Origin of the sequence: Halobacterium sp. KA-4, assembly GCF_021028995.1 — an archaeon.
Classification (GTDB): domain Archaea; phylum Halobacteriota; class Halobacteria; order Halobacteriales; family Halobacteriaceae; genus Halobacterium.
Window position 1 is genome coordinate 50225 of sequence record NZ_JAJJZG010000010.1, and the last position, 21660, is coordinate 71884.

General features: G+C 59.2%; 25 protein-coding genes. 16 read left to right on the forward strand and 9 right to left on the reverse strand.

The window, feature by feature from the left end; translation table 11 throughout:
• Positions 1–32: 32 nt before the first annotated feature.
• The 3 genes from LPA44_RS11125 (at position 33) to LPA44_RS11135 (ending at position 3256) form a co-directional block, all read left to right on the forward strand.
• Positions 33–653, forward strand: a complete 621-nt coding sequence (locus LPA44_RS11125; RefSeq protein WP_230889656.1) for a DUF7500 family protein — start codon at positions 33–35, stop codon at positions 651–653.
• 70 nt (positions 654–723) lie between these two features.
• Complete coding sequence (gene cheY / locus LPA44_RS11130; protein ID WP_230889657.1) at positions 724–1104, forward strand: chemotaxis protein CheY; 381 nt, start codon at positions 724–726, stop codon at positions 1102–1104.
• A 163-nt stretch (positions 1105–1267) separates the two neighbouring features.
• Positions 1268–3256, forward strand: a complete 1989-nt coding sequence (locus LPA44_RS11135) for a chemotaxis protein CheA (protein ID WP_230889658.1) — start codon at positions 1268–1270, stop codon at positions 3254–3256.
• Between the two features lie 84 nt (positions 3257–3340).
• Here the strand turns inward: LPA44_RS11135 and LPA44_RS11140 are convergent, their stop codons facing one another.
• The 3 genes from LPA44_RS11140 to LPA44_RS11150 all read right to left on the reverse strand — a co-directional run bounded on the left by LPA44_RS11140 (position 3341) and on the right by LPA44_RS11150 (position 6266).
• Entirely contained in the window at positions 3341–4210 is an 870-nt protein-coding gene (locus LPA44_RS11140) for a CheF family chemotaxis protein (protein WP_230889659.1), read from the reverse strand.
• Between the two features lie 179 nt (positions 4211–4389).
• Entirely contained in the window at positions 4390–5613 is a 1224-nt protein-coding gene (locus tag LPA44_RS11145) for a HEAT repeat domain-containing protein (RefSeq protein ID WP_230889660.1), read from the reverse strand.
• Between the two features lie 71 nt (positions 5614–5684).
• Positions 5685–6266 (reverse strand): archaellin/type IV pilin N-terminal domain-containing protein, encoded by a 582-nt coding sequence (locus LPA44_RS11150; protein ID WP_230889711.1) that lies wholly within the window; start codon positions 6264–6266, stop codon positions 5685–5687.
• 156 nt (positions 6267–6422) lie between these two features.
• On the opposite strand from LPA44_RS11150, the gene LPA44_RS11155 reads away from it, so the two are divergent.
• The 9 genes from LPA44_RS11155 (at position 6423) to minD (ending at position 15415) form a co-directional block, all read left to right on the forward strand.
• Complete coding sequence (locus tag LPA44_RS11155) at positions 6423–6656, forward strand: DUF7385 family protein (RefSeq protein ID WP_230889661.1); 234 nt, start codon at positions 6423–6425, stop codon at positions 6654–6656.
• 507 nt (positions 6657–7163) lie between these two features.
• Entirely contained in the window at positions 7164–7634 is a 471-nt protein-coding gene (locus tag LPA44_RS11160) for a FlaD/FlaE family flagellar protein (RefSeq protein ID WP_230889662.1), read from the forward strand.
• A 161-nt stretch (positions 7635–7795) separates the two neighbouring features.
• Entirely contained in the window at positions 7796–9145 is a 1350-nt protein-coding gene (locus LPA44_RS11165) for a FlaD/FlaE family flagellar protein (RefSeq protein ID WP_230889663.1), read from the forward strand.
• A complete protein-coding gene (locus tag LPA44_RS11170) occupies positions 9129–9575 on the forward strand; it encodes a fla cluster protein FlaF (RefSeq protein WP_230889664.1) in 447 nt (148 codons plus the stop codon). The genes LPA44_RS11165 and LPA44_RS11170 overlap by 17 nt, the downstream gene beginning before the upstream one ends.
• Positions 9576–10022, forward strand: a complete 447-nt coding sequence (locus tag LPA44_RS11175) for a flagellar protein G (protein ID WP_230889665.1) — start codon at positions 9576–9578, stop codon at positions 10020–10022.
• Positions 10019–10780 carry an ATPase domain-containing protein gene (locus LPA44_RS11180; protein WP_230889666.1) on the forward strand — a complete coding sequence of 254 codons (762 nt, stop codon included), beginning with the start codon at positions 10019–10021 and terminating at the stop codon, positions 10778–10780. The genes LPA44_RS11175 and LPA44_RS11180 overlap by 4 nt, the downstream gene beginning before the upstream one ends.
• 15 nt (positions 10781–10795) lie before the next feature.
• Positions 10796–12685 carry a type II/IV secretion system ATPase subunit gene (locus tag LPA44_RS11185; protein WP_230889667.1) on the forward strand — a complete coding sequence of 630 codons (1890 nt, stop codon included), beginning with the start codon at positions 10796–10798 and terminating at the stop codon, positions 12683–12685.
• A gap of 1 nt (position 12686) precedes the next feature.
• Complete coding sequence (gene flaJ, locus LPA44_RS11190) at positions 12687–14426, forward strand: archaellar assembly protein FlaJ (protein WP_230889668.1); 1740 nt, start codon at positions 12687–12689, stop codon at positions 14424–14426.
• Positions 14427–14473: 47 nt separating this feature from the next.
• Positions 14474–15415 carry a MinD/ParA family ATP-binding protein gene (minD, locus tag LPA44_RS11195; protein WP_230889669.1) on the forward strand — a complete coding sequence of 314 codons (942 nt, stop codon included), beginning with the start codon at positions 14474–14476 and terminating at the stop codon, positions 15413–15415.
• Here minD and LPA44_RS11200 read toward each other — a convergent pair whose 3' ends face one another.
• Together LPA44_RS11200 and LPA44_RS11205 are read right to left on the reverse strand one after the other, a co-directional pair.
• A complete protein-coding gene (locus LPA44_RS11200) occupies positions 15416–16399 on the reverse strand; it encodes an aldo/keto reductase (RefSeq protein WP_230889670.1) in 984 nt (327 codons plus the stop codon).
• 57 nt (positions 16400–16456) lie between these two features.
• Positions 16457–16678 (reverse strand): hypothetical protein, encoded by a 222-nt coding sequence (locus LPA44_RS11205; RefSeq protein WP_230889671.1) that lies wholly within the window; start codon positions 16676–16678, stop codon positions 16457–16459.
• Between the two features lie 81 nt (positions 16679–16759).
• Between LPA44_RS11205 and LPA44_RS11210 the strand changes: the two genes are divergently transcribed.
• From LPA44_RS11210 to LPA44_RS11220, 3 genes are all read left to right on the forward strand, one after another.
• Positions 16760–17485 (forward strand): metal-dependent hydrolase, encoded by a 726-nt coding sequence (locus tag LPA44_RS11210; protein ID WP_230889672.1) that lies wholly within the window; start codon positions 16760–16762, stop codon positions 17483–17485.
• An 88-nt stretch (positions 17486–17573) separates the two neighbouring features.
• Positions 17574–17969 carry an OsmC family protein gene (locus LPA44_RS11215; protein WP_230889673.1) on the forward strand — a complete coding sequence of 132 codons (396 nt, stop codon included), beginning with the start codon at positions 17574–17576 and terminating at the stop codon, positions 17967–17969.
• An 82-nt stretch (positions 17970–18051) separates the two neighbouring features.
• Positions 18052–18498: a DUF5799 family protein gene (locus LPA44_RS11220; protein ID WP_269069981.1), complete on the forward strand. Its 447-nt coding sequence runs from the start codon at positions 18052–18054 to the stop codon at positions 18496–18498.
• On the opposite strand, the gene LPA44_RS11225 is transcribed toward LPA44_RS11220, so the two are convergent.
• Positions 18495–18641: a DUF4806 domain-containing protein gene (locus LPA44_RS11225; RefSeq protein ID WP_230889675.1), complete on the reverse strand. Its 147-nt coding sequence runs from the start codon at positions 18639–18641 to the stop codon at positions 18495–18497. The two genes, LPA44_RS11220 and LPA44_RS11225, sit on opposite strands and share 4 nt — an antisense overlap.
• Positions 18642–18717: 76 nt before the next feature.
• Here LPA44_RS11225 and LPA44_RS11230 point away from each other — a divergent pair, with 76 nt between their 5' ends.
• A complete protein-coding gene (locus LPA44_RS11230) occupies positions 18718–19011 on the forward strand; it encodes a DUF5779 family protein (protein WP_230889676.1) in 294 nt (97 codons plus the stop codon).
• A 163-nt stretch (positions 19012–19174) separates the two neighbouring features.
• Here the strand turns inward: LPA44_RS11230 and aglM are convergent, their stop codons facing one another.
• The 3 genes from aglM to LPA44_RS11245 all read right to left on the reverse strand — a co-directional run bounded on the left by aglM (position 19175) and on the right by LPA44_RS11245 (position 21622).
• On the reverse strand, positions 19175–20458 hold the full coding sequence (aglM, locus tag LPA44_RS11235; protein WP_230889677.1) for a UDP-glucose 6-dehydrogenase AglM: 1284 nt from the start codon (positions 20456–20458) through the stop codon (positions 19175–19177).
• Positions 20459–20532: 74 nt separating this feature from the next.
• Positions 20533–20883, reverse strand: coding sequence for a TRAM domain-containing protein (locus LPA44_RS11240; protein ID WP_230889678.1), 351 nt, complete (start codon positions 20881–20883; stop codon positions 20533–20535).
• Positions 20884–20938: 55 nt separating this feature from the next.
• Entirely contained in the window at positions 20939–21622 is a 684-nt protein-coding gene (locus LPA44_RS11245) for a VOC family protein (RefSeq protein WP_230889679.1), read from the reverse strand.
• Positions 21623–21660 lie beyond the last annotated feature (38 nt).

Below are 21660 nucleotides of genomic sequence, written 5' to 3' on the forward strand. Positions count from 1 at the left end.
GTTTTTGGAGTGTGCACGGCTACGCTCGGAGTATGGCCCCAGCCGGCGACGCGGATTCCGACGAATCCGTTCTCTCTGCGGATGAACTCGATATTGAGGCCCGCGAAGAGGTCGCCTCAATCGGGGACGACCGATACGTCATCGGTCCTGACGGCCCGCCAAGCACATCAGAACCCACGGAGGACAACGATGACGACGACGAGCGTACGGACGCCCGTGAGGAACGCAACCCAGACGAATCATCTGACGACTCAGAAGCGAATGCGACGCGATCGTCTGGGTCGCGGCGCGTGACAGGCCGAGATGTGAAGCGGTGGCTCGGCAACGAACTTAGCGAGCACAACAGCGAGTATGCGTATCGGATCGCTGCAAAATCCGGGGGGTCAATCAATCACCAGCAGCTTGCAACCGATGATATTGGCGCGGCCTTCGATGGCCTCCTTGTCTGGTACGCCCAACAGATTTCCTCAGGCACACCCGTTGATGAGGCGCTTGGCATCCTTCTCTCGGAATCCAGCGTGCAGGCACGGTATCCGACATCCCGGCTGATCGCGTACCTTGAGGAAAACGATCTTGGCCCCGATGATTCGATTCGGGATCTTGTTGACACCGTCTCCGAGGATGACGGCCTTGTCTTCCCGCGGCGCCGCTAGCAATCCCAATTTCCACGAGTGATAGCTGGGGAGGAGAATTTATTAGACGGACTCGGTTAGAGTGGGGTGTATGGCGAAGCAGGTTCTGTTGGTGGATGATTCCGAATTTATGCGGAACTTGCTTCGTGAGATCCTCGAACGAGAATTCGAGATTGTTGGCGGGGCTGAAAACGGGGTTGAAGCCGTGGAGATGTACAAAGAGTACGACCCTGATGTAGTGATCATGGATATCCTGTTGCCGATTCGGAACGGGATTGAGGCAACAGCGGACATCAAATCCTACGACCCCAATGCACACATCATCATGTGTACGAGCGTCAGCCAAGAGGACAAAATGAAGCAGGCTGTGAAAGCGGGTGCAGACGGCTACATCACCAAGCCATTCCAGAAACCCAGCGTCATGGACGCCATCTCCGACGTCCTCGCCGTCAACAATGCCTCAAACAACTAACCACTCACAACCTCTGGCGAGTATCCACAGCCAGCGAGATCACTCCATAGTTCGTGGACGTGGAGAACACGGCGGTACTGGTGTGGATACTAGCATAGACGGGAGACCGGCCAGCATGGGTGCTGGAATACCTCGTCTGAATGGGTCGTGGTGGGGTGTTTGAATGGACGATCATTTGGATGCGTTTGTTCGTGAAGGCAACCATCATCTTACGGCCCTCAATGAAGTGTTGGTTGAGCTTGGGGAGGATCCTGATAGTGAGGAAGCGGTTGCGGAGTTCTTCCGGCGTATTCACACGCTGAAGGGGATGTTCAGTGCGATGGGCTTCGACGCTGCTAGTGACCTCGCGCATGCGATTGAGGATCTGGTAGCCGAGATCCAACAGGATGACCTCGCAGTGACCCAGGATCGAAGAAGTCGTCTTGCCGAGGGCGTTGCTGAACTTGCCGAGTGTCTTGTGGAAATCGAAGCGAGCGGCATCATCCAGCGAGACGTCTCCGCGACGATTACCGCACTGCGTGCCGACCTCGATGCAAGCGACGCTGGCGTGGAGGCGGCTGTATCAGATGGTTCTGCGGGGGTTTCGGGGGATCCGTTCGGTATTGTGGATCGTGGGGTTGTTGAGCGTGTTGACGGGCATGTTTTCCATATTCGCGTTGAGATTGGTGAGTCGCCGTTTCGTGGAGTGGATGGGATGTTGGTGCTTGAGGCCGCCACTGATGCGTTTGACGTACTGGGAACCCGGCCCAGTCAGGACGCGATTACCGCTGGCGAGTACGAGACTGAGTTTGATTTGGTTGTTGCCAGCAAGAACGCCGATATCGAAGCGACCGTTCAGGCATTCCCGAAGCTCGCTGATGCGACGATTACCGAACTTGACCCAGCAGACACAACCGACACCGAGACGCCAACTGATTTGAAGGATTCACCACTGGAGGCAATCAGCCGTGAGGGCGCCGAGACTGGCGACGCCAATGGCGTAGCCGACGCGGTGGGTGAAGCCGTGATGGCAGCGTCGGATACCGCGGTGCAGTCAGTTACTGTGGACGCCGACTCCCTCGAGGAGCTCTCCGAACTCGTCGACCGACTCTTCCTCACGCAACGCCAACGAGAGAACGAGTATAGCGGCCAGCAGGGTGGCTCGGTTGGTGATCTTGGAGTGATTGCTGGGCGGTTGCAGGAGACGGTGTTGGATATGCGGTTGCGTCCGGTAGAGACGATTACTGCGGAGTTCTCACGGCTGGCCAACGGTCTCGCAGAAGATCAGGGGAAAGATATTGAGTTCGTGGTTACGGGCGAGGATGTTGTCCTTGATTACACGCGCCTTGCGGCGCTTCGCGGGCCACTACTGCATTTGCTGCGGAACGCCATCGACCACGGCATCGAGTCCCCAGAGGAACGGCAAGCGAATGGGAAAGCTCCTGCAGGGACGGTGGTCCTCGCAGCGAAGCGCGACCGCGACCACGTCACCATTGAGGTTCGGGACGATGGCTGCGGTCTTGACCACGAACAACTCCGAGAAACAGCCATCAACAAGGGAATCAAAACCCAAGCAGACATCGAGGAACTCTCCGATGCTGAAGTGGCAGAGCTCATCTTCGAGCCCGGGTTCTCGACAACTGATTCGGTGACAGACCTCTCAGGGCGTGGCGTCGGCTTGGATGCCGTCCAAGAGACAATTTCAGACCTGGATGGGTCTGTCTCAGTCTCCAGCGAGCCTGGAGCGGGAACAACAGTAACGATGACGTTCCCCGGCGCTGTCGCTATCCAAGATGTCGTATTCCTCGAGTGCGGCGGCCGGGAATACGGGATTCCCAGCGAGGATGTCGTTGAGGTGTCGCAGCTGCGTTCAGTTGAGACGATTGACAGCGAGAACGTACTTTCGGACGGCAAGACGGACTATTCTCTCGTCTGGCTTGACGACGCACTGAACGTCACTAATGGGACGCGGGAAGATAATGGCATGCTCGTCTACATTCATTCCGGGGACCACCAGATTGCGGTCCACTGCGATGACATTCGACGCCAACAAGAAGTCCTCCTCAAGCCCTTCGAGAAGGAGGTTTCAAACGACTCTGTCTTCTCGGGCGTGGCACTCCCCACGGACGGCGATGTCGACCCAATGCTGGATGTCGCCGTTCTCGATTCGTGAGTTTAGTGCTTGTTAGGCGTGGCTCCCGTGGTCAAAGCATATCGGTGATATTGCTGTAGAGCGCGTGCGGTAGGTGGAGGCCGGCTACTCTTCGTTGATAGCTTCGCTGGCGATGTTTCGACCACGAGTCTTCATCGTGACTTCGCGGCGTTTGCGGACTTCCTCAAGCACGTCGGCTTCGATGAGGCGCTCGAAAATGGCCTCGACTTCGTCAACGTCCATCCCGAGGAAGTCTGGGATTTCAAACGATGAGACACCCGAGTACAGCGCCATCAGTACGCGTTTTTCTGTCTCGGATAGCTCCACTGACCCCTGGCTTTTCTGGGCTTCCTTCGTGAGCAGCGACTCCAGCACCGAACACGTACGCGGGTCACTGGAGAGGTACGTCTGCACGCTTGTGCCCTCGATGGTATGCTCAACTTTCAGCACGGGGCGTTTTTCGCCTTTGACTTCCAGTGATGTGCCTTCCGCGGACCCAACGTCATCCAGGTCGATCGAGATGAACGAGCCGTTCTGCATGGCGACGTTCAACTGGTCGTCATCAACTTTGATGCGTGCACGTTCAAACGCTTCCTCTTGGACGACTCCACCCTGTACTGCGGGGTGTTTCACATGGAGTTCCGTTTTGTCGAGTAGCGCGCCGTAGAGTTTTGTTTCGAAGTCCTCGGTGTTCTCATTCATCGAGATTAAGACGACGCTCTCGTTGGTCAACTGGAGGGTGACGTAGTCGCTGACCTTCGCGACCGTCTGGTTGACATCATACCGGCCGCTCAGACTCGACACATTCGACAGTGGGAGCGATCGCTTGCCGTCGTTACCGGCGAGGATGATGCGCTTGTTCGACAGCAGGATGCGGCCGTTCGTCCACGACGCATCCTTCAATTGGCGGCCTTCTTTGACCGCCTGCAAGAACTTGCCCGCCCCATCAACGATCTTGTACTCAGACTCGCTCATTCCTCTCCGGTGACCGGATGTCGTGCGTCCCAACCACGTCGGTTGTGTGCCTGGCCCGACGGATCCGTGCTCATTGCTTGCGATAGTTATTCTGCTGGCGCATATAACGCTTTGCGTGCAATTCTCGCAATTGAAACCCGAAGCACAGACCCCGACTGCGCTATCCCGTTACGGGGTTGTCAGGTGTGGCCGCCGAGCTTCGAGATCGCCGAAAACGCTCGCCGCCGAACATCCTCGTTGTCCGTCTCATCAACGAGTTTCTCCAAGCGCTTCCGTGAACGGCGACCACCAACTTTCCCAAGCGTGAACGCCGCCATTGCAACCGCATCCTCACTGTATTCGTCCTTGTCGATCACCTCAAGCAGGTAGTTCTCAACCAATCGATCATCGATTTCCGCCAATCCTGTCGCTGCAAACTGCGACAGCAACTCATCGTCTTCGCCAAGCACGTCCCGCAGCGCTTCGACGGCCTTCCGCTTTGAGGCGTGCCCGTCCACCACGCGGCCGAGCATCCAGACTGCGTTGCGGCGCTGGTGGATCTGGGAGCCCTCCTCGATGATCGCCACAAGCGACTCCACCAATGCGGGGTCGCTACGCGCCGCCATCCGATCCACAATCATCTCACGGAGTTCATGGCTGCGATCCGGCGACACATTCGACAGAATCTCAATCAACGAAAACACCGCCGTCCGCCGTACGAGGTCACTCTCATCATTGAGGCGCTCGACTAGGGCGTCCACGGGTTTTTCATTCTCAAATTGGCCGAGCGAACTCACTGCAGTGCGCCGGATCTGCTCGTGGCCGTCGTCGACAACCTGCAGTAATCCCCGTAGCGCCGTCGAACCGTTTAACCACCCAAGCGCCTCCGCTGCCTCCTGCCGAACTTGTAGCGGTTCCTCTGGCGACAAACACTCCACAAGCACACCCGCAACAGAAGGCTCCTCAACACGACCGATGGCACGCACAATCCGCGCACGCACCTTCGGATGCGGTTCATTCTGGAGACGATGCGCCAGTGGCTCCGCCGTATCCTCGACACCAAGTAGCCCCAGGACGTTCGCTGCGGCCATCCGAAGTTCAGCAGTGTCCGCATCAAGATTCGCTACAAACGCCTCCGCTTGCGCCCACGTCGCCCCCGTCTCCGGCACAGATTCTCCTAATCCACGCATCAACGCTTCAATCGCCTCGTGTTGGGTGAGCGCGTCAATCGCTGCTGCACGAACCGTCGCCTCCTCGTCGTCCATCGCCTCAACAAGCGCGTCAATCCCCTCCGAGTCAAGGTCATCAAGATTGCCGAGAATCTCCGCTGCACGACGCCGCACCGTGTCCTTCTTGCTATTCCGGAGGAGTTCGACGAGCTTCCCGACATCTCCGGTCCGCTCAAGCCCGTACAGCGATGTCACAATTCACCGAACGGTGGGCGACTACAAAATCATGGCGCTCAAAAAATACCGCGGCGAAAGACCAGAGGGCGTTACAGCGAAACGTCGTTTTTGTTAGCCAACGATTCAGGGACGTTCGCCACGTACGTAGTCTGTGACCCGTACTGGGTCGTGATCGTCAGTTCAACCGACGCACCTGGATCAAGATTCTCGCCAATTTCGCTGGCATCCAGAACGATTCGACTACGGTCGGACTGATTCACTAGTACCGGATCTCCATAAATTATCGATTCTGTGCTGAAAGTGGTATCGGTGGTGCTATCGGCGTTTTCGTGCGAGAGGGTTGCCGCTGCGTTCGGACCGATCCATTCGATTGTGCTTTTCGTGAGGTTAATATTATCTGCACCGGCCGCTTGCCGCACCGTTAGATTCACATATTCAACCGAGTCACCAGAGCTTGACACGTTTCCAATAGCTGAAACGACGTTAATTTGGTTCGAGACCTGTGCACTGGCATCCTCCCCAGTCGCTTCGCCTTGGGCTTGGAGGAGGCTTGCGGTGTTGATCAGAACGCCGGCGGCGATCGCGGCGACGAGTACCATCGCGATGAACACGATGAGCGTCCCGATACCAACCTGCCCGCGCTCTTCTTCGTCTGTGATGAATTCGAACATGATTGTTTGGTTCTTTGCCCCAACCCGCGCCGGGTTGCTGGGGCGCATCCACAACGAATCCCGAACCTTACTAAAAGGTATGCCCCCGGTTATCAACTATGAAATCCCCATAACCGGGCGATAAAAGGTTAATGGCAGCCGAATAGACTGACACAGATGACCAACCAGATTGACTTCGAATCGATCCGACATCGCGTAAAGCTACTGCAGGATACGGGTAACGAGCAGGTATTCGAGAACCGTGATAGTGTCGAGTGTCCAGTCTGCGGGCAAGCATTCACGGAAGCCCTAGTGACAATCGAGCGCACCTGCCAGCTCTCCCCATCTCCATCAGTTGAACTCTGTCTCGTCCGAGAGTACAAGCGTACTATTGTCTTCACGCACACGTAGCGAGCGCAATTCTAAGAAATGGTAACTACGGGGAAATCTTTTATAGCTACTTAGTCCGTCTTTAGGCACGAATGCCGGGAACGCTCCAGGGACAACTCAGCCGGACGAAAGCGCTGCTTTCGACAGAGGATACCGCCCAGTTTGTTTCCGGCAACCAACACAGACACTCAGCGCCCGTCTGGAATAGCTACCAGTTCGAAAGTGCCCGTATCAACTCACTCCCCATAGGCGAAGCGCGTGACCACCGTTGCTGTTTGAGTGATAACGCACTACCAGCGCAAAGAAACCGTGGCCGGAATGACACCTAGGTGGGACAGAGGAGATTATGGACGACGCGCAAATGATGCCCATCGAAGCCACCACTGTTACGATCGATGAGGGCCAACAGCCAATACCTAATGCGGCCCAGCATATCGGAATACAATCAGCGAGCAATCCCGGACGGATCGCGAACTGGATGGCAGCGAGCAGTCTAGCGGCGATTGATTCACCAAAAGAGATTGAACGATGACTTTGAACCCACGCGACTACGATCCCGAGGAATTGCGTACTGCCGCCAGACAGAGTGACGGTCAAAACATCCGCGAGCTGAAAGAGCGCCTCACCGAGCACGAGCAAGCAGCTGACGAATCGATCCGATCGAGCCAGCTCAAACAGCTGTTGTTCATGCACTCGAGTGCAAGCGAGCAGAATCTCCAGCGGCCGTATCTGGAAACAATGCCGGGGAAGTATGCTGCCGAGATTACGTTATTCGAGTGGTTAGAGTTCCTCCTGGAGCGAGGTGGCGTGAAGCGGTCGTTGGACGCGATCGACTACTATGCATCTATCGGGTGGGTCGGTGATGATGCGGCTGAGGAGCTTCGTGATCATGTCCGCGGGTTCGCGGGTCCAGCCGACGAAGACGCACACTCGGACTTTGAAATGACTGACCACGTGCTAAGTCTCGTGTTCATCGCGCGCTTAGCGTCAATGGAATAACATTTTATTGGCCAGGTAACAAATATTCTGTAATGATCGTCTGTACACGCCTGTACCCTCTGATCTCGGCGCATCGCCGAAAATTGGAGTCCATTCCCAATTCATCTGTTTGAGAATTGGGGAGAACATTAATTACGTGCGGAGCACCTGTATCACTCCGAATGAAGTTTATCCACCTCACCCCGACTGCAATCGTCTTCGTGCAGCTCGGGGCACTGGCCGTCGGGATGGCCAGTTGGCTCGACGACGATGAGGAGGAGTCGGGGGACTCCGGTGGTGACGATGAGTTCGACGTCAACGACGGGGAATTTGACGACGACTTCGACGACGACTTCGGATCATTCGATGACATGGACGGCGAGGACGGTAGTGCAGGTGCCCAAGACACGTCCGTCAACGAACTCGAGCATCGTATTGAGGAGCTTGAAACCGAGGTGTCGAACGTTGCGTCGAAGGCCAACACCGTCCGTAGCGAGAACGAACAGATTAGCGAGAGCGTCGAAGACGTCGAGGAGAACGTCCGGAAGCTCCTGGAGATCTATGAGATGGTGACTCGTGGCGTCAACCCATTTGTTGACGACGTGAATGCTGACGCGGTCGGTGGTGGAGGCGACGAGAGCTTCGGGCTGTTCGACGACGAAGATGGCGACGACGACGCTACCGATGACGATCTTGATCCCGATATCGCAGATGCAGACGCAGACGACTTCTTTGAAGACAATACCCTCGACGAAGGCGGGGAAACCGACGATCTTGACGACTTCGACGAGGACGACGAGACGGACGGCTTCGGGTTTGACGATGAAGACGGCGCCGAAGACGAGGCGTTTGGCGAGCTGGCCGAGGAAGACGAGGACGCGAACGACGATGGGACGTCCTTCGAGGATCTCAAATCAGAGTACGACTCCGGCGACGCCGGTTGGGCCGACGAGGATGACGTATCCCTTGAAGAGAACGCCGAGGATGTAGAGACAGGAGATGGCGACGATACTAACCTTGGATTCGACGAGTCCGATCTCGAAGCCGAGGCCGACGATGCAGCCGCGGATACAGAGGCGGCTGAGGCTGGCTTCGAGTTTGAGGACGGCGACGAGTCTACGAATGTCGATGAGACGACGGGGTCGTCGACGGCGCCAGGCCTTGGTTTTGCATCCGGCGGGGATGAGCCCCATCTTGCGGAACCCCCAACCGGATACCTCGCGGATGTCGTCGCTCTGGAATGGCTGGATTACCTGCTCTCGGAGTTTGGGCCGAAGAACACGGTTCGCACGCTGAACTACTACGAGCGCATCGGCTGGATTGGCGAGCCGGTGCGCGACCACTTGTTTGACTATCTCGAAGGACTGACGGATTCAGATTATCTCTATCGCGAGGAGTACGGGACGACTGAATTAACGATGGACGACCACCTTGAGAGCCTCGATTATATCGACGAACTGGCCAGCGAAAACATCGAGCGCGCCATCGTCGACCGCTTCGAGGACCTCCACAGGAATGGGATTCAGCGTTAGTGGCTCCGCGGCAATCTTGTTTATTGCCGCGTTCGTGAGTGTCGGCCTTCTCTACTCGGCCGCGTACAACGGATATGAGCGTGTTCAAGATGCTGAAAATAACTACGATGACCGAATACTCGACCAGCGCAATACTGCCGTGAACATCACCAATGCGACGTACAACGCCAGCGGAAACGAGACGGTGACCGTGAACGTGACAAATGAAGGGTCGACGACGCTGTCCGTGAACGAGACCGACTTGTTGATCGACGGCGAATTCGAATCGCGGGACAACTACGTCGACTGGAATATTGACGGAGAGACGGACACGTCGCTGTGGCTGCCCGGTGAGACATACAACATTACGGTTGACGCCGGCCAGCCCAAGCGCGTGAAAATCGTCACAGCTCCCGGCGTTACGGAGACCGCGACTATGGAGGGGAGCTAAATGGCGAGTGTTTCCTCGTCGACGCTCATTATCTTCATCGCGAGCATACTCGTTGCAGCATCAGTTGCGGGGACGATGACAAACGGTGTACAGCAGTTAAGCGGCGCGCTCGCCGACCGAAGCGTCGACGTAAGTCATGAAATCCGAACTGATGTCGAAATTATCAGCGATCCTGGGTCGCCATCATCGATTTATGCCAACGGGACCATTACGTTACTTGTGAAGAACACGGGGTCGCAGACGTTAGCGGCAAGCCCGAAGACGTTCGACGTCCTCGTTGACGGGCAGTACGAGGTGCCGTCAAATGTCACTGTCATTGATGGCGGCCAGTGGCACAAGGGGGACGTGACGCGTGTGACACTACAGAGAGACTTGCCTGATGGCGACCACCGGATCGTGGTGACGGTTGGCGGCGATGAGGAGGTCTTGGAGTTCCATATATCATGAGTACGCGAAGCCTCTACTCGCTTGGGTTGGACGAGCACGACCGGTTGAATAACGAGCTCGGTGGGGGGATTCCTGGTGGGAGTATCGTCCTCATTGAGGGTGACTATGGCGCTGGGAAGTCGGTGATGAGCCAGCGGATCACGTACGGGCTCTGTGAGGAGGATCACTCGGTAACGCTGGTTTCCACGGAGTTGTCGGTTCGGGGGTTTATTGATCAGATGCATTCGCTGAGCTACGATATTGAGGATCACCTCTTGAATGAGAATTTGTTGTTCTTCCACGCGGATGTTGACTCTGGGGGGAGCTCACTCCGTGGTGGCTCCGAGGATGAAGGCGACCGGAGGCAGTTGTTGAAACGCCTGATGGAAGCCAATAAGATGTGGGAAGCCGATGTTGTCGTTATCGATACGTTCGATGCTATCCTTCGGAACGATCCGAAGTTTGAGGCGCTCATCCGGCAAAACGACGAGCGACAGGCGGCTCTCGAAATCATTTCGTTTTTCAGGGACCTCATCTCGAAAGGAAAGGTCATTGTTTTGACTGTGGACCCCAGTACGGTAGATGAGGAAGCGATCGGCCCGTTCCGCTCCATCGCTGACGTGTATTTCGAATTACAGATGGCGGAAGTGGGCAACGACGTCCGCCGTTCGATCGCGGTACGGCGGTTCGCCGGCATGGGCGAACAGGTCGGTGACACGATCGGCTATTCGGTCCGGTCAGGAACCGGCATCGTCATTGAGAGTCGGAGCGTAGCGTAAGCAGAACTATCCACTATGGCAGACCACGGGAGTCGACAGATCGGGCAGGAACTTCGGGAGACAGCGAGTCAAAACGCCCATCTGCGTGAATACCTTCAGCGGTTCAAACAGTTCACGGGAGAGTTCCCGAAATTCATCGATGAACCCGACGACGAGTGGGAGGCGGACAAGCCGAATGTCCTCTATCCTGTCGGCGGCCCGATTTACTGCCATGTGTACGGTGATCTCGGGAAGGACACGAAGTACTATACCGTTGAGCCGGAGCTCTCCGGCCCCGAATCAGCCGTGTTCAGTCAGGTCCGGGAGCGCATCCTTGAGAAGTCCGTGAACAAGCCCGCGCCCGAACAGGAGGCCGAATACGACGACCGTATTGAGGAACTCTTGGACGAGACGGTTCGCATCAACGACGATGAGGACGGTGGTGTGTTCCAGCGAGTGCGGTCGCTCCCGAACAACCTTGGAGCGCTGGTCCGGAACTTCGGTGCGTCGGATGTTGCCAATCAGATGGTCAGTGATGAGCGCGGCCAAATGTCGATGGACTCCGGGGATCTGTCCGGCAAGCAAGTGAAAGCAGGAGCGCGCCGGGTCGCAACCGCGCCCAAACAAGCTGCCCGGCAGTTCCGGGCGGCGGTGCCACTCGTCCGAGACGCACTGGGGGAAGCGTTTGGCTTGGGCCGCATCCCCGTGACGCAATCAACCTACGAGAATATTCGCTATCAGCTGAACCGCGACATCGTCGGATTCGGCCCGCTGGAACCCGTGATGCGTGATCCATACAACGAGGACATTCACGTGATCGGGCCGAGTCACTGCTACGTCGACCACGGCACGTTCGGGATGCTGGAGACCACAGTTGACTTCGGGTCGTCAGAGCAGTTCGACAGCTGGCTGCGGAATATGGGTGAACGCATCGGTGACCCGGTGTCGGACGCCGATCCGATTGTGGACTCGACGCTCCCGGACGGGTCCCGTGTGAATATAATTTATAGCGATGATGTCTCCCTGAAGGGGCCGTCGTTGACGATTCGTCAAGGTGATGAGGTTCCGCTGTCGGTCGGCCAGATTACGGACTGGGGGACGCTCTCGCCGGAGCTGGCGGCGTATCTCTGGCTGTGTCTCGAGAACGAGCAGACGGTGTTCGTCGTCGGGGAGACGGCGTCCGGGAAGACTACGACCCTGAACGCCATCATGTCGTTCATTCCACGGGATTCCAAGATTTATACTGCGGAGGACACTGCCGAGGTGCTGCCGCCCCACGACACGTGGCAGCAACTTCTCACTCGGGAGGGCCAGGGCGAGAATTCCGCGGACGTGGACATGTTCGATTTGGTCGCGGCCGCATTGCGTTCGCGTCCCGACTACATCATCGTCGGTGAGGTGCGCGGCGAGGAGGGTCGGATGGCGTTCCAGGCGGCCCAGACCGGCCATCCCGTGATGTTGACGTTCCACGCAAGCGACATCGTGTCGATGATTCAACGCTTCACGGGTGATCCCATCAACGTTCCGGAGACGTTCATGGATAACGCTGACGTCGCCCTATTCCAGAATCGCGTCAAGCAGGGTGATGACGTCCTGCGTCGGGTTACGTCGGTCCAGGAGATTGAGGGGTACTCCAAGGAGATGGGTGGGGTTGTCACCCGGCAGGCGTTCTACTGGGATCCTGTCGAAGACGAGATTGTCTTTCAGGGGCGGAACAACTCCTACGTGCTCGAAGAACAGATTGCGACCCTGCTAGGGTATTCTGACACGCGCGAGATCTACGAGGAGTTGGACTTCCGCGCAGACATTATGGAACGCATCATTCAGGAGGACTTGACGGGGTATCACGAGTTCAACGAGACGATTGAGGCGTTCCAGCGCGACGGGATCGAAGGCTTGCCATTCACCATCTCGCGCGGGTTCTAGTATGGTGGCTGAGGACGTCGACGCCGAGCCAACTGGCACGCTGGAAAACATCGAACTCGGTGACCTCATCGCGTCCGTCGTTGAGTCGTACCGGCAGATGCCGATGCCGGCGTACACGTACGCCCTCCTTGTTGTAGTGCCGTCGATCGTGTTCCTGTTCGCGTCTGTCGCTACATTCTTGTTTCTGGACTTGCCGCTGTTCGTCGCTGTTCCGGTCCCGATGCTTGGTGCGCTCGTGCTTGTCGCCGCAATTCTATACCCGAAGATTAAGCGCGATCAGCGGAAGACGCAGATGGAAAACCAGTTCCACCTGTTCGTCACGCATATGACGATCCTATCGACGACGAACATCGACCGTGTGGAGGTATTTCGACGCATTGGGAACGAACATGAATATGGTCCGCTTGCGGAGGAATCACGGCGTATCGTCCAGTTAATCGACGCGTGGAATCAGAGCCTTGACGACGCCTGTCGGATGCGAGCGAACAAAGTACCAAGCAATCTTGTCGCAGACTTTCTGGATCGGCTGGCGTACACCATCAACTCTGGGGAGAGTTTGGAGTCGTATCTAACCTCCGAGCAGGACTCAATCATCCGGAACTACGTAACGGTCTATCAGGGACAACTGGAAAATCTTCAGGTGATGAAAGATCTCTATCTTTCGATGGTGCTGTCGGTGACGTTTGCGCTCGTCTTCGCGACTGTCCTGCCTATCCTCTCGGGGACAAATCCAACATTAACGGTGTCCTCCGTTGTCGTGCTTTACACGTTCATCCAAATCGGGTTCGTGTACGCCATCTACACGGTATCACCCAGTGATCCACTGTGGTATTTCCCAGAGAACCGGACGACATCCACGGAATGGCGGCTGCGGATCGCCACTACGGTTGGGATTGGGCTCTCGCTGGTCCTCGTTGCTGGTGAATTAGTTGTCTTTCTCGGTTGGACGAGCATCGCGCCCCGGAGCATCCCACTCCCGCTGTACGCCGCCATCCCGACAACGCCGTTGGTCATTCCGGGTCTCGTAGCGCGTGCTGAGGAAGAACGTGTGAAAGACCGCGACGACGCGTTCACAAATTTCATTCGCGCGCTTGGCGCCAGCGAAACCGCTCGCCAGACAACAACAACGCGAGTCCTGGAGACGCTTCGAACCAAGGAGTTCGGCGCGCTTACGGGTCTCGTCGATGATCTCTATAAGCGACTGAACCTTCGTATTGACGCGTCAAAGGCGTGGCGTCACTTTAGCGCAGACGCACATTCGTACCTGATTCAGAAATTCAGTGAAATGTACCTAATCGGCCGCCAAATGGGTGGCGACCCGAAACACCTCGGTAACCTCATTTCCGGGAATATGAGTGAAGTCCAGCAACTCCGCCAGCGCCGCAATCAGGCCGCCTCAACGATGATTGGTGTGCTGTACGGCATCACCGCAGCAGCAACGTTCGCATTCTTCATCGGACTGGGCATTGTCGACGTGATCTCCGGGCTGGGATTGAGCTTCTCAAACTCCGCGCTAGATATCGGCAGCATCATCAACACAGCTGTGTACGACATCCAACTCATCGAGTATCTGCTAGTCGTGACGATTCTCATCAACGCGGTATTGTCGTCGCTCATGATTCGGGTCATCGATGGCGGGCATAAAGTCAACGCCTACCTCCACTTCGTAGTGTTGACGTGGATTTCAGCGATCATCGGGTCGCTCACACTCTCACTCGTGGAATCACTGCTTACGGTGTGACCCGGGGGAGCCACACTTATGTATCGGTATCCGCTACCTTTCCCACGATGAACAAGGCCGGAGGCGACGGATACGTATTCGCCGTCGCTAGCGGGAAGGGTGGCGTCGGGAAGTCGACGACCACAGCAAATCTCGGCGTGGCGCTCGCCGACGACGGGTTCGACGTCGCCGTGATGGATGTTGACCTCGGCATGGCGAATCTTGCCGGCCTCCTTGGCGTAGATCCGAATGTAACCCTGCATGATGTGCTCGGTGGAGAGGCGTCGCCCGCCGATGCCACCTATGAGACGAACGGACTCACACTCGTCCCGGGCTCAACTGACTTAGAGCAGTTCGCACGAGCCGACGCCAAATCCCTCCATCGAGTCGTCGAATACCTCCGTGAACGTCATGACGTGGTGTTGCTCGACGCGGGGGCGGGGCTGAGCTATGATATTGCGATGGCGATGAACGTCGCAGACGGCGTTCTCCTCGTGACCACTGCTGAATTAGCATCACTGACGGATGCCACGAAGACCGGGAAGCTCGTCGGGAAGCTCGACAAACCAGTCGTGGGGGCGGTATTCACACGCACCGGCGACGGCAGCTTCGACGACGTTGAAGGGATTGCGACTGCGCTAGGAACAACAGACGCTGTAACCGTCAGTGTGCCCCACGACGACGCCGTGAAACTCGCAGTACGAAAGGGCCGGCCGGTCGTCTCGCTGAAACCGGAGAGTCCAGCGGCCCGTGCGTACAAGCGACTCGCCGCGAAACTCGCAGATAGCATCGGTATTGAGCCCGCCACACCTGAGCCAACTGGGTTTGAGTGGGTTGACCCTGATACCGGAGAGACTGAAGACCCAGCGAAACCAGTTGATGACGGCGACGGTCCAGTGTACGAGATCCCGCTTGAAGACCTGATTGAGGAAGCCGGCTTAAACGCAGAAGATGACGCCGCCAAGCGTCGCGTGAAACTCTACGACCGCGTAAAATCGAAATTCTCGTAACTACCAGCGGTGGTGGACGTGCTCCTCGATGTACTTCTCGTAGACGTCACGGGTCGCGCCATGGGCCTCGTGCGTGAGCGGGCGGGCGTTCGACGCGGCGACGTTACTCCGGATGTGCTCGGGTGAGGTAGAGCCCGGAATGACAGTGGAGACAGCGTCAAAGTCAAGAATCCAGCGGAGCGCGAACTGAGGCAACGTGAGCATGTCCGGGACGTGTTCGCGGAGTTCGTCGACGGCCGCGACGCCCGGTTCAAGGGGGACGCCAGCGAACGTCTCGCCGACGTCGAAGGCGTCGCCCTCGCGGTTGAAGTTTCGGTGGTCGTTCTCCGGGAACTCTGTGTCCTCGTCGATTGCGCCCGTGAGCAGCCCCGACGCGAGCGGCACGCGCACGATGACGCCGACGTTCTCGCGCGCGGCGGCCTCGAGGAAGCGCTCGGCGGGCCGCTGGCGGAAGGGGTTGAAGATGATCTGGACGGTCTCGACGCCCGGATACTCGATGGCCTTCAGGCCCTCCTCGACCTTCTCGACGCTGACACCGTAGTGGTCGAGTTTCCCCGCGCTCTGGAGGTCCGCGAGCGCATCAAATGTTTCGGACTGGTAGTACGTCTCTGTGGGTGGACAGTGCAGTTGGAGGAGGTCTAGGGAGTCGACGCCGAGGTTCTTGCGGGAGCGGTCGACGAACTGTTCGAGGTTTTCGTGTATGTAGCGGTCGGCCTCGTGGGGGTCGAGGCGGCGGCCTGCCTTCGTTGCGACGACGGGGTCCTCGTCGCGTTCGTCGAGGACCTCGCGAATGAGGCGTTCGCTGCGCCCGTCGCCGTAGACGTCCGCGGTGTCGAGGAAGTTCACGCCCGCGTCTAGCGCGGCGCGTACGGCGTCCTTGCCCTCTTCTTCGGCGACGTCGCCCCAGTCGGCGCCGATTTCCCATGTGCCGAGGCTAACTTCGCTGACGTCGAACCCAGTTGAGCCGAGTCGTCGCTGCTTCATACCGGACGACGAACCCGGACCCACCTAACGCTGTGGGAATGGTGTAAAGGTGGCCGGTTAGTCGCCGGCCGGCGCGAGCAGCGCAAGCCCCGCGCCGAACGCGGGGAGGCCGATCAGTAGCGCGGACGCGTACGCCAGCAGAACGAAGACACCGGGTGCGTCGAAACTGACGGCGACAACGACGGTCAATAGCGTTAGTTGGGCGAGCAGGAGCCCGAGCAGTCCGTCGCGGTTGCTCGCGCCGGCGGTATCACGAGTGGACTCGCGGGCGATGTCCATACCGGCGTTCGTGTCACACTCGCGGAAGTATCTACTGGGCCGTCAGCTTTTATGTATGCTTCGCGAGTAGTTGGAGGTGCTATGGAACTGACCTGGTTCGGCCACTCGACGTGGCGCGTGGAAGTCGGCGAGACGACGCTGCTCATCGACCCGTTCTTCGACAACCCCAAGACCGACACCGACCCCGAGGAAGTCGACCCCGACCACGTGCTGCTCACGCACGGCCACGCCGACCACATCGCCGACGTGGACCGCTACCGGGGCGCGCACTTCGTCGCGACGCCCGAGCTCGCGGGCTATCTCGGCGACCAGTACGACATCGACGACGCCACCGGAATGAATCTTGGTGGTACCGTTGAACTCGGCGACGCCTACGTGACGATGGTGCGCGCGGACCACTCCAACGGCATCGACACCGGCTACGGCACCTCCGCCGGGATGCCCGCGGGCTATGTGATTTCGGACACCAAGCCCACGCAGGTTGCCGACGAGGACAGCGAGACGTTCTACCACGCCGGCGACACCAGCCTCCACACGGAGATGCGGGACGTCATCGCGCCGTTCCTCGAACCCGACGCCGTCGCCGTGCCTGTGGGGGATCACTTCACGATGGGGCCGTGGCAGGCCGCCGTCGCCGTCGACTGGCTCGACGCCGACGTCGCATTCCCGATGCACTACGACACGTTCCCGCCCATCGAGATCGACACCGACGACTTCGTGCGCGAGGTCGACGCCACCGGCAGCCCCGCCGACGTCCAGGTGCTTGACGGCGACGAGACGTTCGACCTCTCCGAACACTTCTACTGACGGCGCCGCCGTCGCGCGGTCCACCGTCCCCGCGGCGGCTTCCGAAAGAACAACGCTTACGGCGCGGGCGTGAGTTGCCTCGCACGTAATGACAATCGAAGTCACCAGTACGTCCGAGGAAGGGTACGTCACGCGTTCGCGCGTCGGCGACTATGAACTGACCGTCGACGCGACCGAGGAAGAAGGGCCGGAGCCCAACGGCGTTCTCCTCGCGGATTACGCGTCGTGTTTCATCCCGGCGTTCCGCGTCGGCGGCAACAAGGAAGGCTTCGACGACCTCGGCCGAATCGACGTCGACGTTGAGGGCGACCTCGATGACGATGACGACCTTGAGGCGATCCGCTTCCACCTCCTCGTTGAAGAGGACCTCGAGGATGATGATTTCGATGCCATCGTCGCTCGTGCCGAAGACATCTGTCACGTCCACAGCGCGCTCCGCGAGGGGCTTCACGCCGAGATTACCGGCGAGACCGGCGCGTTCTAAACGGCGAGCATACGGCGGACGCCACGACTACCACGTTCTTTTCGTCGTAGCATACAAGCACGCCCACCGCGTAGCGGCAGTCATGGCTAATGACTGGCAAGATATGGTGGTCGGTGCTCGTATGTCTGTCGACAACGAGTTCGACGACCGGGTACGAGCGTCGTCGCTGTCAAATTCCCAGTGGGGGCTCGTGATGACCGCGGTTGAGTTCGAGATTGAGGACGCTGACGACCCTGATAATGCGCGCGTCGTCGCCGACACCTCGAAGCTTGAACACGTCCTCCCGGAAATGCAGAACGTCGACAAACAGATGGCGATGGGCGGTGGTGGCAGCCAATCAATGAATCGCAGCAGCGGCGTCGTTGGCGGTATCAAGGACGCACTCGGTCTCGGCAGTGCCGACGACGGCGACGAGGAACTCGAAGCGGAAGCAACGCAGCTCGCCGAGGAGTACGCCGAAGCGTTCCAATCCCACCTCGAAGACGAGGGGAAGTGGGAGAAAGTTCGGCGCGCTGCAGCCGGCGACTAGCCGTCCCCGGAGTGGAACAGTGTGAGCTCTTCGGCCTCATAGATGTTGAGGAGTTCCTCAACGAGTTCGTCATAGGATTCCTCATCCTCCCGGAGTGCGTCCAGTCGCTCGACGGTTTCCTCGCTGAGGTGGACGTCGGGCATGCGCGGAGCAACGGCCGCCGCCAGCATAAATCCACTGTCGGGAAGGTTTTTGCCCCGTCGCGCCCACGCTACGACCATGTCTGACGGGTTCAACCTCGACCTACGGAACGCCGAGGAGGAAATCGACGTCCCCGAGTCCTTCGATGGGAGCGTCGTCCTCGGCGTCCTCGACGGCACCACGCCAGACGGCGACTGGCTCGGTGAAGTCCACGACGGCAACGTCCTCCTGCTCGCCGTCGACGGCGACCTCAACGACCTTGCCAGTGGGTTCGCCAGCGACGTTAAGGACGCCGGCGGTACGCTCATGCACTTCCGGGAGTTTCTCGTCGTTGCGCCGCCCGGCGTCGGCGTCGACGCCGACCGACTGTAATGATTAGCTTCGCCGTCGAGGTCATCTCCTGTTGCTGTTCCACTCTGGATCCTCGCCGAACAAGTCGTTGGCTTCTATAAAGACACCAGCCAGTTCCGCTACGAGGCCAGCCGCTCGTTTGGCGCGGCACTCGATTCGCAGTGTTCGCCCTCACCCATCGTGGTCACCAAGTCAACCCTTCGTACGTGATGCCTTCGCGGCGCTCAACGATGCGCCGCCCATCAACGACCACGGGCTCGGCCATCGCGTCGAACTCCTCGTCGAGCGCGGCGAACTCGTCCCAGTCCGTGACGAACACGGCCCCAGACGCGCCATCGAGCGCCGCCTGCGCGCTGTCCGTGTATTCGACGTCAGGGCGCTTCTCCGCCATCTTCTCGGTCGCGACCGGGTCGTAGGCGACGACGTCGGCGTCCCGGTCTTGGAGGCCGTCGATGACCGGAATCGCGCGCGTTCCCCGAATGTCGTCGGTACCGGGCTTGAACGAGAGGCCGAGCACGGCGACGCGCTCGCCCTCGATGTCGACATGGTCGTCGAGCAGCGAGAGCAGGCGCTCGGGCTGACGGTCGTTGACCTCGACGGCGGCTTCGAGGACCGCAGGGTCGTAGCCGGCGTCTTTCGCCGCAGAGATAATTGCAGCCGTATCTTTGGGAAAACAACTACCGCCCCACCCTACCCCAGAACGGAGGAACTGACCGCTGATACGGTCATCTTCGGCGATGGCGTCGGCAACCTCGTAGGCGTCGACTCCGAACTCCTTGCAGATGTTCCCGATGTCGTTAATGAGGCTGACTTTCGCCGCGAGGAAGCCGTTGTTCGCGTACTTGATCATCTCGGCCTCACGCAGTCCCGTCTCGACAACCGCGGGGTCGCCGTTGGCAGCGTCAACGAGCGGCTCGTAAACGTCGTGGAGCACATCGTAGGCCGCCTCGTCGGTCGCGCCGTAGACAACCTTGTCCGGATGCAGGAAGTCCTCGACGGCCGTCCCCATGCGGAGGAACTCGGGATTCATCGCGAGCGTCGCGCCGTCGAACCCACCGCGTTCGAGTGCGGGCGCGACTACGTCCTCGGTTGTCCCCGGGACGACTGTGCTCTTCACAACGACGACGTGGTCGTCCTTGCCCGCGAGCGCTTCGCCGAGCGACTCCGCGCCCGCCTGCATAATCGAGGTGTCGATGCGGCCGTCCGCTTCAGAGGGCGTCGGCAGCGCGAGGAACGTCACGTCCGTCTCTCGTACCGCGTCGTAGTCGGTCGTCGCTCGCAGCCGGTCACCCGCGTGCTCGGCAATGCGTTCCTCGAGTCCGGGCTCGTGAATCGGCGCGCGGCCGCCGTTGATGGTGTCAACGGTGTCCTGGTCGATGTCGACGTTCACGACGGAGTGACCGAGGTCCGCGAAACACGCCGCGACGGTTGTGCCGACGTAGCCGCTGCCGACGATACTGACGTTCACGTTAAATCCACCTTGCTCGGCCTTACGCGAGGGCCGTATTAAGGTCGTTCGTCACGGACAGCGCCGTCCTCGATTCAGGCTGTCCCCTCGAAAATCGCGTCCGCGGACGTCCGCTCGCGGTTGAACGACGTCACCGTCGCGCGAATCACGTCGCCCTCCGAGAGCGTCTCGGGGATGTCCTCGGTGAACAGCACGAACCCCTCGACTTTGCCGACGGCGACGCGCTCGCCTGAGTGATGGTCGGTGAACTCCGTGATACCGAACTCGTAGGTTTCGCCCATCTCGACGGGCGCGTCCCGCTGTTGAGCTTCGTTGTGCGCGCGCTTCGACGCCGCCGCCTCCGAAGACCGTCGCCGCCACAGCACCAGTGCGACCAGCACCAGCAGGACGCCAGCGGCACCACCGAAGACTACCGGATTGTTCATGGTCGCCGCCTCGCAGCGGACCGCCTACAAACCACCGACTCCCGGATTCGCAGCGTCATCGCTCGGTGAACGTCAGGTAGTGGCCGTCGGGGTCGCGGACGCGTACGCCGCTATCTACGTTTGAGACGCGACACGCGCGGTCTGCGACAGCGTTCGCGGCGTCTGTGGGCGACTTCGCGACGAATCCGAGGTCGGCGTGGACGGCGCCGCGGGCGTCCGCGATGCCGAGCTGTGGCTCCCAGAGTTCGAGGTCGACGGGGTCGCCGAGGCGGACGCGCTCGCGGTCGCCGCCGCGGTCCGTCACCGCGAACCCAAGGTCGCGGTAGAACGCCGCCGCGCGCTCCAGATCCTCAACTTCGAGGACGGCTTCGAAGACACCCGTGAGCGCACCGTCGCCGTCCGAACCGCCAGTCCCGATCTCCACGCAGTGGCCGTCCGGATCGTCGAAGTACAGCGACTGCGCGCTCCCGAAGTCAAACTCCACGAGGTCGAAGTCGTCGGCGAGACGGTCGCGCCACACGTTGTACTCGCTGCGTGTCGTCGAAAACGCGTAGTGGACGTGGACGCCGCCGCGCGGCACCGTCGACGGCTCGCGGAGCACGAGCGTCGTGTCGCCCACCTCGTAGACCGCTTCGTGGTCGCGGCGCTCGCCGCTGAGATCAAGATGTTGCTCGTAGAACGCGGCCGCGCGGTCGAGCGAGCGCACTTCCAGCGCAAGCGAGTCCAGCGCAGAGAGCACACCGCGACGTTCGCCGGCCACGTGCAAAGGCCTACCCC

What these genes read in the sequence shown, in the direction of transcription:
- LPA44_RS11125 (WP_230889656.1), top strand. Translation starts at nt 33, where the DNA reads ATGGCCCCAGCCGGCGACGCGGATTCCGACGAATCCGTTCTCTCTGCG.
- cheY (WP_230889657.1), top strand. Translation starts at nt 724, where the DNA reads ATGGCGAAGCAGGTTCTGTTGGTGGATGATTCCGAATTTATGCGGAAC.
- LPA44_RS11135 (WP_230889658.1), top strand. Translation starts at nt 1,268, where the DNA reads ATGGACGATCATTTGGATGCGTTTGTTCGTGAAGGCAACCATCATCTT.
- LPA44_RS11140 (WP_230889659.1), bottom strand. Translation starts at nt 4,210, where the DNA reads ATGAGCGAGTCTGAGTACAAGATCGTTGATGGGGCGGGCAAGTTCTTG.
- LPA44_RS11150 (WP_230889711.1), bottom strand. Translation starts at nt 6,266, where the DNA reads ATGTTCGAATTCATCACAGACGAAGAAGAGCGCGGGCAGGTTGGTATC.
- LPA44_RS11155 (WP_230889661.1), top strand. Translation starts at nt 6,423, where the DNA reads ATGACCAACCAGATTGACTTCGAATCGATCCGACATCGCGTAAAGCTA.
- LPA44_RS11160 (WP_230889662.1), top strand. Translation starts at nt 7,164, where the DNA reads ATGACTTTGAACCCACGCGACTACGATCCCGAGGAATTGCGTACTGCC.
- LPA44_RS11165 (WP_230889663.1), top strand. Translation starts at nt 7,796, where the DNA reads ATGAAGTTTATCCACCTCACCCCGACTGCAATCGTCTTCGTGCAGCTC.
- LPA44_RS11170 (WP_230889664.1), top strand. Translation starts at nt 9,129, where the DNA reads ATGGGATTCAGCGTTAGTGGCTCCGCGGCAATCTTGTTTATTGCCGCG.
- LPA44_RS11175 (WP_230889665.1), top strand. Translation starts at nt 9,576, where the DNA reads ATGGCGAGTGTTTCCTCGTCGACGCTCATTATCTTCATCGCGAGCATA.
- LPA44_RS11180 (WP_230889666.1), top strand. Translation starts at nt 10,019, where the DNA reads ATGAGTACGCGAAGCCTCTACTCGCTTGGGTTGGACGAGCACGACCGG.
- LPA44_RS11185 (WP_230889667.1), top strand. Translation starts at nt 10,796, where the DNA reads ATGGCAGACCACGGGAGTCGACAGATCGGGCAGGAACTTCGGGAGACA.
- flaJ (WP_230889668.1), top strand. Translation starts at nt 12,687, where the DNA reads ATGGTGGCTGAGGACGTCGACGCCGAGCCAACTGGCACGCTGGAAAAC.
- minD (WP_230889669.1), top strand. Translation starts at nt 14,474, where the DNA reads ATGAACAAGGCCGGAGGCGACGGATACGTATTCGCCGTCGCTAGCGGG.
- LPA44_RS11200 (WP_230889670.1), bottom strand. Translation starts at nt 16,399, where the DNA reads ATGAAGCAGCGACGACTCGGCTCAACTGGGTTCGACGTCAGCGAAGTT.
- LPA44_RS11205 (WP_230889671.1), bottom strand. Translation starts at nt 16,678, where the DNA reads ATGGACATCGCCCGCGAGTCCACTCGTGATACCGCCGGCGCGAGCAAC.
- LPA44_RS11210 (WP_230889672.1), top strand. Translation starts at nt 16,760, where the DNA reads ATGGAACTGACCTGGTTCGGCCACTCGACGTGGCGCGTGGAAGTCGGC.
- LPA44_RS11215 (WP_230889673.1), top strand. Translation starts at nt 17,574, where the DNA reads ATGACAATCGAAGTCACCAGTACGTCCGAGGAAGGGTACGTCACGCGT.
- LPA44_RS11220 (WP_269069981.1), top strand. Translation starts at nt 18,052, where the DNA reads ATGGCTAATGACTGGCAAGATATGGTGGTCGGTGCTCGTATGTCTGTC.
- LPA44_RS11225 (WP_230889675.1), bottom strand. Translation starts at nt 18,641, where the DNA reads ATGCCCGACGTCCACCTCAGCGAGGAAACCGTCGAGCGACTGGACGCA.
- LPA44_RS11230 (WP_230889676.1), top strand. Translation starts at nt 18,718, where the DNA reads ATGTCTGACGGGTTCAACCTCGACCTACGGAACGCCGAGGAGGAAATC.
- LPA44_RS11240 (WP_230889678.1), bottom strand. Translation starts at nt 20,883, where the DNA reads ATGAACAATCCGGTAGTCTTCGGTGGTGCCGCTGGCGTCCTGCTGGTG.